The sequence below is a fragment of the Stenotrophomonas sp. 364 genome (assembly GCF_009832905.1).
Taxonomy (GTDB): domain Bacteria; phylum Pseudomonadota; class Gammaproteobacteria; order Xanthomonadales; family Xanthomonadaceae; genus Stenotrophomonas; species Stenotrophomonas maltophilia_AP.
Window position 1 is genome coordinate 1043542 of sequence record NZ_CP047135.1, and the last position, 18044, is coordinate 1061585.

The following is an 18044-nucleotide window of genomic DNA, read 5'->3' on the forward strand; positions in this document are numbered from 1 at the left end:
ATAGCGACGCGAAACGCGCCCCGGAAATGCTGGCCGTTAAGGCTAGTCGCACGACGAGCGAGAGAGGGCTGTGTTCGAGCGCTGTCCAGAGGCCTGGTCGGCGCCGGCTCCGATCTGCTCCTCCGGCGCGACCGGACAGCTAGGGCCTTGACTTGCGGCACCTCGCGCCCTTCACGATCCCCAAGGGGCCACATCATTGGATGCGCTTGCTCTGAGTTATACGCACGGGTGGGCAGCAGAGTCTACAGCCGAGAGAAAACCGAAGGAGGCGCAGCATCATGGTGGGTGGGTTGAGGGGGCGAGCCTTGGCTGCTTGCTCAAGGCCGACTTATATTTCAGTGGAGAGATGCCTAAGACGCGCTTAAAGGCAGTCGAAAACGCACTAATTGAATCGTATCCAAGCGAAGATCCCACCTGAGCGACCGACTCCCTGGAGTGCTCGAGCTGGTCGCAGGCCAGAGCCATTCGCCAGCGCGTCAGATACAGCATTGCGGTCTCCCCCATTGCAGCCCGGAATTGGGTGGCGAAGACAGTCCTGGACATCCCGGCCTCGGCCGCAAGGCTGCGCAACGTCCATTTCCTCGCTGGGTGAGCGTGAATAGCCTGGAGCGCTCGGCTCAGTCGCGGGTCAGCCAGCGCGGCCAGCAAACCCGCCCCGCTAGCGCCTGCCTCACTAAGATGTGCCCGCAGGGCGTGGACGAGCATGGTCTGGGCAAGATTTTGGGCCAGGAGCATTCCTCCTGGCTTCGATTCGCGCATTTCTTGCATCATGCGTTCGACCGCCCACCGCAGGACCGCCCGGTCGTCTGCGACTCTCAGATGAATCGCCGGCGGAAGAAGGCCCAGCAGCCAAGGAGCTTGACTGCCAGTTACAGCAAAGCGGGCCCCAGCTAAAGAAAACCCGGCCCCATCCGCCAAAACTACCGCGCCCCCACGGTTAGCCGGAGGAAAAAGCGTGGATGAGTCGATGGGGGGTAAGGAGAGATCGCTCGCAAGCCGAAACGGACGACCTCGGGGAAGCACAAATGAATCACCCTCTGCCAATCGCCAAGGTTCTTTAACCCCGTCCACGGCCATCCAGCAGGCTCCCTCGAGGATTGCGTAACACTTGATCTGGCCATGTTGATCCGAGAACTCGACTGACCATGCTCCCCCGGCTCTAAAGCCAGAAGAGACTGTTGCGACCGGATGCAAGAGGGAGAGCAGGTCGGAGAGAGGATCCATGGGCTGAACGATCGCGCAAATAATTAGGACTATAAAGAATGATTCGTTCGAAGCACAAGACTAAGCTGCTTCCACACGAAGGGGCCAACCAGCCGCTTCGCTCTCTGGTTCACCTCGTTAGGAGCGCCCGATGATTGTTGTAACGGCACCAACCAGTCAGATCGGTAGCCGGTTGATTCCTAGACTGCTCGCAGCGGAGGCACCCGTGCGGGTGATTGTCCGCGACCCTTCAAAACTACCGGTCGAAGTGCGCTCGCGAGTTGAGGTCGTGCAAGGAAGCCATGCAGACGCGCCTACAGTGCAACGAGCATTTCAAGGGGCACAAAAGCTGTTTTGGCTGGTCCCGGCGGATCCCGCGGCGGGAAGCGTGATTGAAGCCTATGTCGGCTTCACCCGGCCTGCTGCAGCTGAAATCAAAGCGGCCGGCATCACTCAGGTGGTGGAGGTCACCGCTTTGGGGCGAAACACGCCTCAAGCTGCCGATGCCGGCTATGTGACCGCGTCGCTCGCCATGGGTGACCTTATTTCGAGTACGGGCGTGCATCAGAGAGCGCTTGCGATGCCCTCATTCATGGACAACGTGCTCATGCAGGGGCGATCACTACGAGATAGGGGCGTCTTCTCTCTACCGATACCCCGAGATCTTGAACTGCCGTCCTGTTCGACAGACGACATTGCGGCAGTGGCGGCGAAGTGGCTGCTCGATGATTCCTGGGCCGGCCAAGCCGAGGTCCCCGTGCTTGGTCCTGAGAATATCTCATTCGATCAGATGGCAAGGGTGATGAGCGAGGTTCTCGGCCGTCACATAGCCTATGAACAAATTTCCCTTGCCAGCTACAAGGATCAGTTCGAACGCTTTGGCTTCTCTAGCGCGATGGCAGAGGGGATGGCTTCGATGGCGCGTGCAAAAAGTGAGGGACTTGATTTGGGTGTGGAGAGGACAGCACAAAACAGCACGCCCACAACTTTCAGAATGTGGTGCGAGAGCACCCTCAAGCCTTATCTGGCGGGACCATAGCCGTTCAACCAGGTAGGCGTGTGCCAAGATCCCAATGTCAATGCTCAGTTATCTCGTCGTCTGGCTTAGAGCCGGTCGCCCCCGCATCCAGCGTCGGCATTTCAGGGTTCCCGTGAGCGCGATGCCGAAGGCCCTGCTGGAACGCGCTTTGGCCTCGCGTCACCACGGATGGCTCGCTTAGGCTGCAAGCGCTGAACTATAGCCGCGCCGCCCCCCCCTGCACCCGCTCGATGGAGTCCGAGCTGGGGTCGAATTGGATGGATGGGCGCGTACGCTTGCAAGCTCGCGTCAAGGATCGAGTGGACGAACACCCTCGGGCTGGCTCGATGGGCGCAGTTGCCTAAGCGATGGGTGCGATGCATCAAATAGGGATTCTCAGCAATCGATGCCGGCTCGGAACTGGGGCAGGAGCCAGTCGGCCATGGTTCCTGTCGCCCCCCACTAATATGGGAATTGCCGACAGTTATTTAAACGTGGCGTTCGAACATGAAAGAGTGGGCTCTTGTTCAGATCGCTTCCGGAGCCCACCCCCCCATGTCCATCGCCCGTTATGCGCCGCCGCGCAAAGTTGTCGCCGCGACCCTCCTGTCTGCCACACTGCTGTTGGCGGCCCCGCTGACCTCTGCGGCGCAGGACAAGGCATCACCACTGCGCGATTATCTGACGGCCAAGCGCGCTGCCATCCAGACACAGTCGGCGCGGGTGGTGCCGCCCACGAAGATCCATGCCAAGGTCACCGCCGAAAGCCGCTCCGGCGTACGCCGCCTGCGTATCGGGTCCACCGGCGAGTTCCAGTACATCAGCGACAGCGGCCGCAATTACGCCGGTTACAACCTGGGTGCCGGTTCCTGGGATTCGCTGGTCGGCACGCTGGCCAGCTCGGTGGCCGATGAGTACATCGTGCAGGCGGCGGTGCAGGGCGTGCCACTGGATGCGTTGGATGTGGTGTTCACCAGCATCCCCGAGCGCAAGAGCGAGACCCTGGCGTATCCCAACAATCTTTCCTACGTGGCCTACATCGACTCGCCGGCCACCGATGCGCAGCTCGAAACACTCAAGCGCGCGGTGCACGCCAATTCCTCGGCTATCGATCTGGTGACCAAGCCGCAGCAGGTCAGCCACGCCGAGGTCGAGTACATGCATAGTGCGTCGGTGCGCGATCCAAAGCTTCCGCCCGGCCTGCGGGATTTCATCACCGAGGAGAAGCGCCCGGCGGTGCTCGCCAGGCAAGACAAGCCGGCCGCCGGCAAGGAAAAAGCGGCCGAGCCGGAAACCCTGGTGGCCCGTGCCCATGTCGAACCGCGCACCGGACTGCGTCGCGTGTTCTTGGGCAAGGATGGCTACCACCAGCAACTGCATGACAGCGCGCCCGGCCTGCTGGGTTATGGGCTCGCGCCCACGGTGGAGGAACACCTGCTCGGCGTGACCGGTACCTGCTTGACCCACATTTTCGAGGTGCAGGCGGCGGGACGAAACGTGTTGCTGGATGCGCTGGAACTCACGGTTGATGGGCAGCTGAGCCCGCGCTTCGGCAGCAATGTCCGCTCGCCGGCCCGCTACAGCGACATCCGCTACAAGGTGCGGATTGAATCGCCGGCGTCCGAAAAAGAGATCGACGCGCTGCGTCAGTCGGTCGAAGCCACCTGTCCGCTCTACAACCTGGTCAAGGACGAGCAGAAGCTGGAAGGCAGCATCGTCCGCGGCGCGTATACGGAAGTGAACGACTAAGCGCGCACCTGCGCGCCGCGGCCCCGCCGGCCGCGATTCTCGCGGGGACACCGTGGGTGGGGACGCCCGGGTCCACCGTGCCCTTCAGAAACGACATGGGAATACTCAATGACGCGCGTTCTTCGTTCGCAGCCGGCCGTGAAGCATCCGTGGTACGACGTGCAGGGGCTGCTGCCGCGTCGCGGCCGTCTGGCGCTTGCCCTGTGCACGCTGCTGGCGCCCGGGGCGCAGGCGGCGGAAGAAGGGGCGCTTGATCCGGAAAGGCAGCGTACTGATGCCCGGCTGTTGGACAAGGTCTCGGTGCTCGGCTCGCAGATCGCCGGCGGTGGCGCGCAGGCGGCGCTGCCGGTGGTGGCCGTGGACCGGGAACAGATCGATGCCACCGGGGCCACCAACGGCAACGAGTTGTTCCGCAGCCTGCCGCAGTTCGGTGATGTCGCTGTCACGGAAAAGGGCACCACCAACGCGGGGCGGAACTCCAATGTCGCCCGCGGCGACGTGGGCTCGATCAACCTGCGCAACCTCGGCGCCAAGTACACGCTGCTGCTGATCAACGGCCGCCGCACCGTGCAGCACCCGATCAGCAACAGCGGCGATGACACCACCTACAACGCCAATGCGATTCCGACCTTCGGCTTGGAGCGCGTCAACCTGCTGCTGGACGGCGCGGCCTCGATCTACGGCTCCGACGCCGTGGCCGGCGTGGTCGATCTGGTGACGCCGAGCAACCTGCAGAATGGGGGTGGCATCAAGGTGAACTACGGCAAGGTCTCGGACGGCCACCGCGAAGATGTCTCCCTGGACGGCTACTTCGGCAGTGACTTTGCCGAAGGCCGCGGCAACATCTCGGTGCTGTATGGCGTTTCCAGACGCACGGCGCAGCGCAATTCCGATGCCTGGTTCACCGCGACCGACGGTCGCCGGCCGCTGGGCGATGGCACCAGCGTGCCCGATCCCGACGGCACGGCCGGCTTCAGCACGCGAACGCCGTGGGGTCATCTCGACACCTACGCCAATGGCCGGCGCACCGGCAGCTGGCACGTCGACCCGGCCACCGGCGCGCTGATCTCCGGCACGGTGCCGACGCGCTATCACTATGATTCGGCCGCCGAGCCGGGTATCACCTCGTCACCGTCCATCCGCAAGGGAAATGTGTTCGCCAGCGGCCGCTTCGATCTCAGCGACACCATGCAGTTGTTCGGTGAGCTGGGCTACTACCGGGCCACCTCCGAATCCTGGGTAAGCAGCGAGTCGGGTTTCGGCGGGGACGGGTTCCTGCTGCACATCCGGCCGGATGCGTATTGGGTGCCCGAGTCCCTGCGCGGTGCCGATGCGATCCGGCTGCTGAACTACCAGTTCGCAGATTCGGGGATCCGCCGGGTGAAGGTGGACAATGATCAGTCGCGCGTGCTGCTGGGCCTTCGCGGATGGACCGAAGGGGGCTGGAACTGGGAAACGGCCTTGCTGTACTCCCGCGCCCGCAGCACCGACAGGCAGCAGGGCGGGCTGACCGATGCCTTCATCGCCGCGGTGAACCGTACCGACGCCGATGCCTACAACCCGTTCAGTGGCGGTGATCCGGCCAGCATTCGGGTGGGGGATGCCACGCCCTACGACACCTCGGCGTTCATTGGCGAGGCGACCCGCGAAGGCACGACCGAGCTGGCACTGTGGGACTTCAAGATCAACCGTCCGGACCTGTTCAGCTGGTACGCCGGTGACATCGGCCTGGCGGCGGGCGTAGAGTACCGCTATGAAAGCCGCACCGATGATCGCGACGAAAACATCGATGGCAGCCGTCCGTATACGGATTGGTACACCGGCACCGTCGCGGCCAGCAATTTCTTCACGCATAGCCCGCGGCCGGATGTCCACGGCAGCCGCAACGTCAAATCCGCCCTGATTGAACTAGCGGTGCCGTTGATCTCGCCTGCGCAGGAGGTGCCGCTGGTCCAGTCGCTGGACCTGCAGATCGCGGGCCGGTGGGAGGATTACAGCGATGCCGGCAAGGTGGCCAAGTCGAAACTGGCGGCGGCCTGGAAGGTGAATGACAGCGTGCTGCTGCGCGGCTCGGTCAGCGGCGGCTTCCGTGCGCCGGGGCTGGAGCTGGTGAACTCCCCGCCGACCTACGGGTTCGGCTTCAACAACGATGCGATCCGCTGCCATGCGTTGATCAGCAAGGGGGCGCAGCCCGATTACACGGCCTGCTTGAATGCCTACAGCAGCGGTTCGCCGGTCAAACCGTCGGTGAGCGCGGTGACTTCCTACGGCGATGACGTGAAGCCTGAGACCACCCGCCAGTCGTCATGGGGCGCGGTGCTGGAGCCGCAGTTCCTGCCGGAGCGGCTGGGCGCGGTCAGCCTGAGCGTGGATGCGTGGCGGGTGGAGGTGGAGAATCCGATCAACACCCTGGGCGAGGAACTGCTGTACGACGCCTACCTGCGCGTGGTGGAAGGCAGCAGCAACCCCAACGTAGTGCGTGCAGCGGTGACCGCCGAAGACGCGGCGCTGTTTGAAGGGTCCGGGCTTGCGCCGGCGGGCGTAGTGACGCACATCTACAACCGCTACCAGAACCGCCGGCCGCTGACGGCCTCGGGCGTGGACTACAACTTCAATTGGCGCGTGCGCGACACCGCGTGGGGCAGCTTCGCGGTCCTGCTTAGCGTCAGTCAGCTCAAGGAATACACCCAGCAGAAGCCGGCCGAGATCCAGCAGGTGGCGGCCGCCATCGGGAGCGGGCAGTTGAACATCATCGCGCCCGACCTGGGCGCGGCCAACGAGGTCGGCATCAACGGCGCCAAGCCGGAATGGCGCGGTAGCGCCACGTTCATCTGGAACCTGCAGGACTGGACGGTCCGCCTGCGCGACGATTACATCGGCAGCGTCAAGGCCGGCGCGTATTCCGACCGCACGCCCTACGTCGTCAAGGCCACCCAGCGGTGGGCGCTGTCGGTGAAGAAGGATTTCAACGAAGGGCGCCTCAAAGGCACTTCGGTGGAGGTCGGCGCACGCAACCTGTTCAACGAAGAACCGCCGCTCAATGCCTCGGGCAATTATCTGAGCGCGTTGCACGAAACCTACGGACGTTATCTGCACGTTGGCATATCCAAGAACTGGTGATCCGCATGAAAACCTACACACGTGTCACCTGCCTGCTGCTCACCTTGGCTGCGGTTGCGTGCAGCCCCCAGGGCGACCCCACCGCGGCGCAGGCGCAGGCGTCGGCCACCGCGCACGCTGCGCCGGATTTCGCGGGCGAGCATGCCGCATGGGTAAAAGGCCGTGCGGCGGACCTGGGCAAGGCCGATGGGTGGATCAGCCTGATCGGGTTGCACTGGATCGAAGCCGGAACGCAAAGCGTGGGCGCGGGTGAGGGCAACACCCTCCAGCTGGCCATCGCACCGGATCGACTGGGCCAAGTGGAGCAGCGCCCGGACGGCGTGTACTTCACGCCCGTTGAAGGCGCGCGCGTCACTTCCGACGGCACACCCGTGCAGGGCGAGGTGCGCCTGAAGCCCGAGGGACAGGGAGGTGGGACCAAGCTGACCTATGACGAGGGCAAAGGTCAGATCACCGTGATCAGGCGCGGCCAGCGCGTGGCCTTGCGGGTGCGCCACGCCGACGCACCGGCCCGGCTCCAGTTCACCGGACTGGATTTCTTCCCGCCCGATGAGCGCTGGCGTGTGAAGGCACGGTTCGTTCCGCACCCGGCCGGCAAGACCTTGCCGATCGTGAGCGTGATCGGTGAGGTCGCCGAGACCCCGAACCCCGGTTACGTGCTGTTCGAGAAAGAAGGGCGCCAGTGGCGCCTGGAAGCGCTGGGTGATCCGGCGAAAAGCCTGAACCTGATGTTCCAGGACAAGACCACCGGCCGGCAGACCTACGGGGTGGGGCGCTATCTCCGCACCGGCCCCGTGGCGGCGGACGGCACGGTCGCGCTGGATTTCAATCGCGCCTACAACCCGCCTTGCGCGTATACGGATTTCGCCACCTGCCCACTGCCGCCGCCGGAGAACCGCTTGGCCGAACAGGACACCAACGGCCAGCGGGTGCGACTGGCGGTGCTGGCGGGCGAGAAGAAATATGCGCTCGCCCAGCACTAAGCGGCCCTGCCGTGCACGTTCACCATGGGGGCGCATCTCGCCGCTCCTTTCGTGTCACTGCCTGGATACGTCAGCGAGCGCACGCAGCGCGTATTCTGGACGACGCCGGAGCTGTACGCCAGTGAGACAGAAGTACGGAACTGCTCCAAGGATAGGCCAGTCAAGGTCAGCTCATATGTATTGGAGCTAACTTGTATCAAGAGGTTCACAAAGGTAAGAAAGGCGAGTGTCGGCCGGCCGTGAGAGGTGAGAGGTGAGAGCTGCCAGTGTGGCCCGCAAGAAGTCTTCTTAATGCAGTAAAAGGTGATGGCAATCACGCTTTACTGATGAGTGACTGAAATACATTTGATCTCGTGTGCGAGGGACGCGACGACCTTGAACCTCGCAATCGACGAGTTTTTGCCAAGGGGCGCTGGACATGAACTTGCTTCTCAGCCTGCTGGGAGTTGCCTTGCTGTTTGCTTGCTTTCTGGGACTTGCGGCCCTGGGCGAGCGTGCCTGGAGACGACGCAGGCAGAGGCGGAAGGGAAGCCTTCCGGAGTGCAGAAGGCCCGTTCCCTGACCATGCGGATTTTTAGATGACGAAGCGAGGGCGGCACTGAGTGGTGACAGGGCCGTATCACCCCTGAATGGAAGACGCCCGATGCGAAACATCGGGCGTCCTTGATACTGAGGCAGGTAGGTGGATTGTCCCTCTGGTCGCAGACGAATTCACCTAGGTGCGAACAAGCCCTATCTGGTCAGTGATTCTTTCGCCACCGATAGCTCAACGCTTCCATTACAACCGATCAGTGCGATGTATTCCCGACCTTTTGCTTGGAAGTTCCACCGCCACATGCGGCTATCAGCGTTGTAGCGAGAAGAGTCGATAAACTTCACATCATTACGCGTCACGTCTTTCAGTGCTGGAAGCGTGTTTCCAACAACGTAGCGGTAGACTTGTTCCTGTTGTGCTTCGCTGCTCAAGTCCGGGCATTCTTCACGCGAACAGGCGGAGAGCGACACGGCCAGGAGTAATGCTGCAGCGTATACCGGCTTCACGGTCGGCTGCCCTGGGAGTGAACGGCGTTCCGGCCCGTAAAGTTGATCTGATAGTTCGGGGTGCCTACTGCATCACTGATCGCCTGAAGGAACGATGTCAGGGCTTCCTGGTAGCGAGGTCGGTTCAAAGGGTTGGCATCGTCGGCAGTGAGACTGAACTCTGGAAAGTCTATTCTGCTCTTCTCGAAGATGTCGAGCTGACCGTGAATCCCAACGAGGTCAGCGCCCATCGCTGGATAAAGAGCCATGAGTTGGATGCTGCGCTCAGGAAGGAGCCAGGCGTCTACTCCCCTTGGCTTCATCTGGAATGGCTACGCTTGCGGAACTAGCTTATCGAAGCCAGAGTCCGAAATACCTGTTTGGGAAAATCGCTCGTCTGGCTGAGGCCTTGGAGCTCAGGGGTGTTGCACCCGAAGTGCTCAAAGAAGCGATCACCGAAGTTGCCGCGCTAGCGGCTTGACCGCTCATCAGGCGCGGTTGGCTGATGAAGTGATCGAGCGCGCGGGTTTAAAGACAGAGCGGCCCTGCGACGAATGCGGCGGTAGTTCGTTTTAGACGCGACGAACCAACAGACAAGCCGCTGGCCAGGAAGCAGCGGCACTACCCGTTCGAGAGCAAGCAGGCCTTGCGTATCAGTGAGATCGAGCTCCTGACCCCCGCACCATGTGATACGGGGCTTGGCGCTACTCGAGCGACGCCTCAATTCTAACCCCAACGTTCAATGACTGATTTTTTTGGATGACCCTCCCAGCGCCATCGAAGGGCCAGCCAAGGACGACTGACTCTACGACTGCTGTCCTAAGGGCACGCAGTCAGCAATTCGGTCCCCATTAGCCGAGCGGTGACCAGGTCGATCTGCGCACCGTTTTCGATGGATAGAAACACCCGGCCATCGTCAGTGTCTGCGCTCGGCAAGAAGCCCAGGGAACGAACCGTGCCGTCTACGGTGGAAAGCTTCCTGACGCCCGAACTTTTCCCAGTTTGGGTGTTTCGAGCGTAGACGCCCAAGACGGTGGAATCCGCCCCCTTCCAGCTCGCCAGATAGACACCCGTTGCAGCAGGGCAGCGCGCAGCACCTAAATGAACTCCAGCTGCGAGCGAGCCGCCTGACCACCGTGACGGAGCTCCCGGGCTATTGTGAGTGCGTTGGGAGAGTCGATCGTAGATCCCTCCCTGGTCGCTTTTGGGAACCTCCTGTAGCCCACTATTGAGCGTCCGGACCACGGTCCCACCCTCGTGGGCAAGATTGCTTCCATCGTAACCGTCCAGTTTGGAGACGCACTCTCCAGAGAGTGACCGAGCCGAAGTCACCTTGAGGGCGTTTTTCGACCAATCTTCAGGCATAAACAGCCCTTCTATGCGTACCAAATCGGTGATCGCTGAGACAGTCGTGGTCTGAACGATGCCGCGTGAGGTAAAGCACAGGTCGTGTTGGGGAGAGTCAGGAGCATCCTTCCGAGTAGCCGCGGAGCATCCCAAAGCGGCGCAGCAGCCCGCTACCAACAACGTTAAGGCATGAGCCCTAAGCAGAGACGTCATCATCACATCAAAGCTCCTGCTGGGGCGGACGCGGAATCGTCCCACCACCACCACCGCCGCCAGACCGAGGCGAGCTCGGCGGTGGACCAAGCGGCGGCAGTGGAGCTGGGGGCGAAAATGTCGGGGTGCTTCCGCCATAACCATACGACAGGTTATCGACAATATCCGCTCCAATTGAGTTGCCAATCCCACAAGCAATGTCGTTGGCATACTTTTCGTTCGCGCTCATTTCTACGGCCGTGACCCAAATCATCGTCGCACGCCGGCCTGACGCCATTCGTAGTGCGAGGCGAGTCATCAGTGTAACTGGTGGGAAGGTTTAGGAAGTGTCTTTGGGGGTCTTGGTAAGCGCGGCGAAGCAATGTCTTCGCCTATCCAGGCCACCGAGGGCCCCGGTTGACCCTATGGATCCCCGACCGATCAACCTATGCCCATTGACCTCTAAGCGGTGCACTTAGCTTTGCCTGGGCCCGGCGTTGGCCCCGTAGAGGCCGTTGCAGGTTTTCTCTGGGTGGGGACGCTCCATTTTCTGGCGCTCAACTTGCTTCCCGGGACGAAACAAAGTTGAGCTCGCCTTTCACATACCGTTCTAATAGGACAAGTACACGCCCGGGCACCTTTCCGCCGTCTCGCGTTACCTGGCCGATCACCGACTGCACAATACATCGGCGTGCTTGGGATTCACTTGCTGTCAAAGGCAGCTTGCAGGGGATAAAGCGCCGGTTGAGGGGGCTAGATTGAGTCATGGGCTCAATCTAGCGGGAGAACTTCGTCTGTCAAATCGCCACGTTTGCCGTTCCTGCAAAGTCGCGCTGTGCGATAACTTCTGGCGTGGCGCCGAGAAAAAGCCTCTGGTGTTTGCTGTGTCGCTTATCAGTAGCTGGCTTGGCGCCAGAGAGTTTGGCCGAGGCGGGGTTCGGTCAGCCACCTAGGGATGCATCCCAATCCGAGAGCGGCTTTGGTTGCTGTCGCTTGAGCGCAACTGACAAAGGCACTCCCGGTGATCATTCTCCGCGACGGGAATGCGCGCGCTCACTGTGAAGCCGCGCTACATGGATGAGATCTCACACTGAAATGCGGCGGCGTCGGTCGTGGGTGATGGGGTCGTCGAGGCGTAAGGTCCCCCGTCGGGGACATTTCTAAAGTGGAGCTTCCAGCGTGGGCGATACGGTACTCGACATGGCTCATGCTGCTGAGTGAGTCATGAGGTTGGATCTCATTGCGATCGATCATCCACCAATGCGCTGCGTCGCACACGTCTGTCTTGACAATACGTTCCTTTCGTCTAGCTTGCGTGTCTTGACGTAGGAGGGGGGATGATTCAGGCAGCGTTGATACAGGGCGCCATGCGCAATTCGCGTGCTGAGTGGGAGGTATCTGAAGCGGAGGAAGTTACTGCCCCTCTCAGTGCGCATGACTATTTCTCAAGATTCGGACTAAACTTGGTTATTCGGCGGTCTGCTGATCCTGTTCCAATTCAAATGTTTTCCTTAGAAAAGGATGGATCAATTTTTTGGCTGGACTGCCTATCAAGCCGCGATTCTCTTGCCGAGCTCTGGGCCGCATGGATCCGCTATCTTGATGTTCTTCATTGGCATCGATGTTTCCTGACGGCTCTTTGTAACGTATATGCCAGAGGTTCCCCGGAAGTTCGCGTTCGAGTGAGGCAGTGGGCTGAGCAACGTGGTAGATCATTGGTTGATCAGCAGGAGCAATGGCCCTGGACTTCAGCAAGGTACTGTTCTTTCAGGGGACTGCTAGTGTTTGAGGGAGGGGCGTGGGAGACAGACCCCTCCATTGCTGAATGGTCGGGACGCCATGACTGTCGAGACATTCTAAACCTCGACCCTGCTCGGCCAAATAATTACATGGAAGCAGTTCGTCGTATGATGGTTCAGGCAGATGCGATAGCACTGCAAGATGTAACAGATCCGGCTGTTCGCGAGAAAGAGTCCTCTTCCCAGCAATTGAGGGTTCGAAGGCTCTGAGGCGTCAATGGCGCATTGACGCAAACGGCCCGTCATTGAGATAGTGGGCGCATGTCTACTGCGCCCAAGATCACGCTCACGCGTGTAAACAAGTTTAATCGGAATGCGAAGCCTAAGCCCGGTCATCCTCTTAGCTGTGATGAGGTTGAGGCGATCAGAGTGGCGTTTACTGGGGCAGCGCTCCCTGCGCGACCCGGGACGGTCGCGTATGCGCTACTGGATACGCTGATCAAGCAGGATCAATGGCTACTGTGTGGCTGCTGCGGTGCTGTCCAGAATCCGCCCGTCATGTTCGCGATGCGAACTCTGTCTTCCGACCATCCTCTGACTTTGGTCAGAAACCACTCACGTGCACTGCATGTGGCTGACTGTCCTTTTTATCGCGATCCCCAGACTACACATGGGCATAGTCTGGCACCCAGGAGTGAGGTTGTCGCTCTTGGCGTGCTGAAAATTTTATCTGATGCACAAGCAGCTAGGTCCCCGAAAGGCCAAGGTATCGACGTTGGAAAGCCTGCCGATGCGAGTACGCCGCCGCTCGCCCGAGTGCTCTTCACGCTGCTGGAGTCCAGCGGATGCAACCGCATCACAGCGCGATCCCGTAGTGTCAGCATGGACGCCAATCGGGTTAAACAGGCGGCGGCTGGGCTGTTTATGGATGGAGCCAAGAAGGTCCCTGCTAAGCCATTCATCGGGGGTAATTTCCATGCTTTTAAAACTGTCTTCCAGGAAGCCACTCGTGCCGCATCGAAAGGTGCTTGGCCGAAAGACTTGGAGCCTCACGGCTTCGTGATTGGTCTTTGTAGCCTAACGTCTTGCGGTGAGGAGATGTTTCTGACGAGTGTGTTCGGGGTAGACGGAAAATTCGCCCAATGGAAAGTCACAGGTCGTGTTCGTTTGCCAGGGCAAGGCACGGTTGCGCCTTATCTGGGTATCGGACTAGTCGCGCGTCTGGCCGGTAAGAAAGAGCCAAGCATCGTTCAGGCCTATGTCCATCCCGCGAACAGCTTGGACGACTGGACCTTGGTCGACTCCGATTTGGAGCGTCAGACACTCGCAATACTGACCTCGCGGCTGGATGCGATGGTCGCTATGGAGCACCCTTACTCGATCGTCAAGCCATACATTGATCGCAAGAGCAAGCAGAGTGGAACCCCTTACCGTCCTGATTTTTGCCTACTTTCACGAGGGAGGACGGCATTCATCGAGACGATGGGCTACGTGGATCAAACATATCTGACACGAAAGGCGGCAATGCACGAAGTGATGAAAGAAGACCATCCCGTCTTTGAACACCGCCCAGGTCAGAATGACGCAGCGCTCCAAAGCTTCCTGGATCGCTTCGTTGGATTCCAAGAGAGATGAGGGGGCTGAGTAGCCTGCTTTTTCGTACGCCATCTCGATGTTCAGGGGTACACTCTCGCATCCTTGCCCAATCGTTCTCGGAACTGTCCGCGCAAGTAGCGGGGCAGTTCAACAGGTGGTTGGTATTGCTCCAAGGCTTCGACTTGGATTTTGCGCACATTGTTTGCGGACTTGTGAACATAATTGTCTTGGAGCACCGGCGCCTTCTTGTTGAGCGAGTGGCCTGTGATCAAGGCAATGTGCTCAATCCTCACGCCCTTGGCGTCGAGTTCGGTTGCAAGGGTATGGCGGAAGGCATGCGAGCCGATGCCCTTGGCAAAGCCGACACCTTTTAGGTAGCTACCAAACTGATTGACGAAGCCTTGGCTGTAGCGTCCAGTGACCTTGCCGGTCTTTTTGGAAACGCTGGCAGATAGGTGTGGGAAGAGGCGCGGGTGTCCGCAGGCCTTGATGTCAGCCAGGAAGTCCATGAAGCCTGCTTGGATCAGGCTCGCGTGTATCGGCACCTTACGCATAGCGCTCTTGCCCTTGATGCTTTGCCGGCTCCGCCGTCCGCTGCTTTGGGCGAGGTCTTCATCCACGGTCTTTTGCACAGAGAAGCACCACACACCGTGGTCTTGAACGATGTCAGCCACTTTGAGCTGGGCGATCTCATTGATGCGCGCCCCTGTATACAACGCAATGAGCGGACACCACCAGCGGTGGGGATATTTCTTAGCCCATGGGAGGAATGTGTCGGGGTTGAAGATCTTCTGAACCTCCTCAATGGAAAGTAGTCGCTCGGGCTCATCTTGATCGATCAACAGCTCGTCTCTTGCTGGCTTGAACGCATCCATTGGCGAGTGAGGAATGGCGCGGGCTTTGACTAAGGTATTGAAGAAGGAGGCCAGAAAGCGGCGATGGAGCTCAAGGGTGGAGTTAGCCGGCTGCGGTCTTCCTTGGCTTTGGCCTTGGGCGATCAGAAGTTCAGGCGTCAAGCTGCTGTATGCAGGGTTGGTCATGAAGTCATGAGGGGCCCAGCGCAGCAGATCCCACATCTGGTAGATGTGCGTGTGATCGATCCGAGAGGCAGAAGTGTTGCCGGCCACTCTTTGCAAAATGGCAAGCGTTCGCTGATAGGCATCGATGGTGGTAGTGCGAAGGTTCTGGCGTTCCTTGTCCTTGAGGAAGTCGTCGACCTCTTCTGAAAGAAGTCTGGCGGGGGTGGCTAAGGGCAGGGGCTCTGGATAGCGGGTGCCGTTTCGCCGTAATCGGCGGATCTTCTCACTGTGATCGTAGGTTGCTTGGACCAAATCTTGGAGGTGGAGCGCGCCAGCGCGATCTTGAATCACCAAGTCACCAAATTCAACATTGCCGATACGTATGCTGCGGATATAGAGCTGACCCGTAGGCTTCTGTAAGTAGAGATCAAGTTGGGGGTGTTGAAAGTGCATCTACGATCCAATTGCAGGAGGTAGATCTTTGATAAGGTGGCTCAGATTTCTGTCAATCCAAAATCATGGCAAGAATTTCGAGTTCGAGAACGACTTAGGCAATGCAGAAATGTGTGTCAAAAGTGCTGAGAGTTATGTGGTGAGTTTTATTCTATTAGTTGGGGTAACATTATATGTGACGGGGCTTCCGTCCGCGTCTGATCGGTCGAAACCATATATGCGCGTGTAGTGTTTAAAAGTAATAAATCGGCGAAAAGTGAGAGATATATCTCACTCCTAAAATGAACGGGAGATAAATGAGAGATGGTTTGCCTTAAGTAATTTATCTTAAGAAGGCAGTTAGGCAATCAACTTTGCAATATCTCAATCCATGATCAAGTTGGAAGCTGTTTGCCCTGCGTTTGAGACATAACTTGTTAGAAGGACAGCCTGTTTTAACGGCTGACTTGACGAAGCTGGCGCTCGCGTTAATTTAAGGGGCGAGGTGAGATCATGAATAGGAAAGACCGAGAGCAGTTCCTGCTGAAATTGGGATGGGTTTTAAAGAGTGAAAAAACGAATGGGTCTCGTTCTGCGTGGCGAGTTGCCTCGGCAACAATACCTGGCAAAGTGACTGAATTTGCCTCTTTGCGAGAAATCGATGAATGCTTAAAGCGAAAGCTCCAAAGCGAAATGGCGGTCCAGCAAGCGCTGCAAAAATTTGAACTTGTCCATAAGCGGTGTTCGCAGGAGGAGCGTGAAAAGTTGATGCGCTGGATGTCTACTGGGCATAGGGACCAAGTTTGGCATCTAACGAGTAATTGCATTGAGATGAGTTGGACAGTTCCAGAACTTCCGAGGCGATGGCGTGCGCTTGCTTGTAAAATTCTGGCACTTCGTCTTGATAAAGAATATGAAGAACTCTGGAAGCGAGCGGCTGAAAAGTTTCTGGTGGCAGCGCAACACTGATCCCACGCTCGGATCCCACGCTCGTGTAACATCAGTCGGCACACAGCCCGGAGATGCAAATGAGTTCCCAAGGCGTTGGTTTGGAGGATTGGCTAGAGAGTCTCGCAGGTCAAAAATTGCCAGACAAGTCCGTCATCGGTTGCTGCGTGAGTCTTGCGGCCAAGTCGATGGAGGCAATCAACTTGGTTGAGCATCGCCTGGACGAGGAGGGGCTGACAGCCTCTCTTGTGGGAAGTTTGGCATCCGCTCTGCCACTTTCGTTCCTCGCATTTGGCTCCAATGCGCCATCGCAAGTCTGCGAATTTGGGTGGGGTCAGTATCGAAAGCATAGCAGTGACGCATGGAGTGAATCGATGCGAGGCGCGGACTTTGCACTTCTCGTTAAACTCCCGTCAGGTCGCGTGCGTCTTTCGATCTTTCAAGCCAAGAGCGATTGGTCAGAAAGCATACCAGATGGGCATATAAAGATAAGGCAAAACAGAAAGAGAAAAGACGGTGCCATCGATAAGCAGCTGAAAGCACTGCACGATACGGGCTGCGATCTTATGAGGAGAAAGGGTGAGGTATCACCCGGCACGCAGCATCTGACCTGGGTGCATTACCTTTGCCAAATTAATGGGCAACTTTGCTGCTTGCCCTTGGATCGGATTTCGGAACAGGTTGCCTTGGAGTTGCAAGATAAAGGGGACCCTGTGATTGAGGTAGATGGCTTTGAGGCAGTTCTCTTTTGTCAGGTCCTCGCTGACGCGTTCAACTCTCAGAGCTGCAACTGGCTAGAGATCGATCTGCCGGAGGTCGATGGCAAAGTTCCAGAATGCATTGAACTGACTAGTCTAGCGAAACTCATGAACTTGATTGTCGGCGAGGATGGGAGCGGTTCTTGGCAGCTTGTGCTCAAAGGATGCGACAGATCGCCACTCGTCGGGCTTTCAGGATCGGTGGGAAAGCTCAGCATCCAGTATGAATTGCCACCATCTAAGGATGAGCTTGGCTCAGCCTTTAAGCCATGAGATGCGATGAAGGCGAGCGTGTCTCAGAATTTGAGACATCACTCTGCTGAGATTGTCCCCGGGTCTGGGCACTAACAACTGGGCCTTGGAGCCTCGAATTTACTGACAGGAATAACCTCATGGACAATTGGTTAGCACAAGCGGTCATCGGCGGCGTGGTGGCTTCAACGGTTATCTACTTGGCTCGTTGGGCTTGCGGCAAGGCGATCTTCTGGAACGACCGGGTAAGCTTGGCCATCAATCGGGCTGAAATTCGGAAGATCGAGCATCTCGGCCAAGACAAATTCCATGTCACGCAGTTCCTGCTTATCCAAGTTCTTTGCTGCTTTGGCATTCTAGGTATTGCCATCATGCTTGCTCCGCTAGCCTTCATGACGGGTGGCGCCAACTGGATCGGGCCAGGCTTGGGGGTGCTGGGCCTTTCGATCTACGGATGCGTGGTCTATCCGTTGGGCATGATGGTGCGTGTTCGAAAGGGCGAGGCCTACATCAAGCGCCAACTGGCGCTGATCGAGAAAGCAGAGCGTCGCTTGGATATGACCTCCTCGAAGGCATGACCTTCATCTGAAGGATGCCGCAACTTAAACCTCTTAAGCAGAGTTAGCGGAGGTTTGACGTAGAGGTGTTCATCAGCTCAATGATTTCTT

At 58.7% G+C, this 18044-nt stretch carries 11 protein-coding genes and 1 pseudogene; 8 read left to right on the top strand and 4 right to left on the bottom strand.

The window, feature by feature from the left end:
- Positions 1-1354: 1354 nt before the first annotated feature.
- From GQ674_RS04915 to GQ674_RS04930, 4 genes are all read left to right on the top strand, one after another.
- The gene (locus GQ674_RS04915; RefSeq protein WP_159496192.1) at positions 1355-2242 is read left to right on the top strand and encodes an NAD(P)H-binding protein; all 888 of its coding nucleotides are present in this window, start codon (positions 1355-1357) and stop codon (positions 2240-2242) included.
- Positions 2243-2776: 534 nt separating this feature from the next.
- Positions 2777-3970 carry an OsmC family protein gene (locus GQ674_RS04920; protein ID WP_159496193.1) on the top strand — a complete coding sequence of 398 codons (1194 nt, stop codon included), beginning with the start codon at positions 2777-2779 and terminating at the stop codon, positions 3968-3970.
- 108 nt (positions 3971-4078) lie between these two features.
- Complete coding sequence (locus GQ674_RS04925; protein ID WP_159496194.1) at positions 4079-7090, top strand: TonB-dependent receptor plug domain-containing protein; 3012 nt, start codon at positions 4079-4081, stop codon at positions 7088-7090.
- 5 nt (positions 7091-7095) lie between these two features.
- Positions 7096-8073: a DUF1684 domain-containing protein gene (locus GQ674_RS04930; RefSeq protein WP_236546276.1), complete on the top strand. Its 978-nt coding sequence runs from the start codon at positions 7096-7098 to the stop codon at positions 8071-8073.
- Between the two features lie 732 nt (positions 8074-8805).
- On the opposite strand, the gene GQ674_RS04935 is transcribed toward GQ674_RS04930, so the two are convergent.
- The 3 genes and pseudogenes from GQ674_RS04935 to GQ674_RS21585 all read right to left on the bottom strand — a co-directional run.
- Positions 8806-9114, bottom strand: coding sequence for a hypothetical protein (locus GQ674_RS04935; protein WP_159496196.1), 309 nt, complete (start codon positions 9112-9114; stop codon positions 8806-8808).
- Positions 9111-9362, bottom strand: coding sequence for a hypothetical protein (locus tag GQ674_RS04940; RefSeq protein ID WP_159496197.1), 252 nt, complete (start codon positions 9360-9362; stop codon positions 9111-9113). The genes GQ674_RS04935 and GQ674_RS04940 overlap by 4 nt, the downstream gene beginning before the upstream one ends.
- A gap of 2425 nt (positions 9363-11787) precedes the next feature.
- A pseudogene (locus GQ674_RS21585) lies at positions 11788-11901 on the bottom strand (IS3 family transposase); the annotation flags it as partial.
- 791 nt (positions 11902-12692) lie between these two features.
- Here GQ674_RS21585 and GQ674_RS04945 point away from each other — a divergent pair.
- On the top strand, positions 12693-14006 hold the full coding sequence (locus GQ674_RS04945) for a hypothetical protein (RefSeq protein WP_159496198.1): 1314 nt from the start codon (positions 12693-12695) through the stop codon (positions 14004-14006).
- 41 nt (positions 14007-14047) lie between these two features.
- Here the strand turns inward: GQ674_RS04945 and GQ674_RS04950 are convergent, their stop codons facing one another.
- The gene (locus GQ674_RS04950; RefSeq protein ID WP_159496199.1) at positions 14048-15439 is read right to left on the bottom strand and encodes a site-specific integrase; all 1392 of its coding nucleotides are present in this window, start codon (positions 15437-15439) and stop codon (positions 14048-14050) included.
- A gap of 492 nt (positions 15440-15931) precedes the next feature.
- Between GQ674_RS04950 and GQ674_RS04955 the strand changes: the two genes are divergently transcribed.
- The 3 genes from GQ674_RS04955 (at position 15932) to GQ674_RS04965 (ending at position 17954) form a co-directional block, all read left to right on the top strand.
- Positions 15932-16387, top strand: a complete 456-nt coding sequence (locus tag GQ674_RS04955; RefSeq protein ID WP_159496200.1) for a hypothetical protein — start codon at positions 15932-15934, stop codon at positions 16385-16387.
- Positions 16388-16446: 59 nt separating this feature from the next.
- Positions 16447-17397, top strand: coding sequence for a hypothetical protein (locus GQ674_RS04960; RefSeq protein ID WP_159496201.1), 951 nt, complete (start codon positions 16447-16449; stop codon positions 17395-17397).
- A gap of 119 nt (positions 17398-17516) precedes the next feature.
- On the top strand, positions 17517-17954 hold the full coding sequence (locus GQ674_RS04965) for a hypothetical protein (RefSeq protein ID WP_159496202.1): 438 nt from the start codon (positions 17517-17519) through the stop codon (positions 17952-17954).
- Positions 17955-18044: the final 90 nt, after the last annotated feature.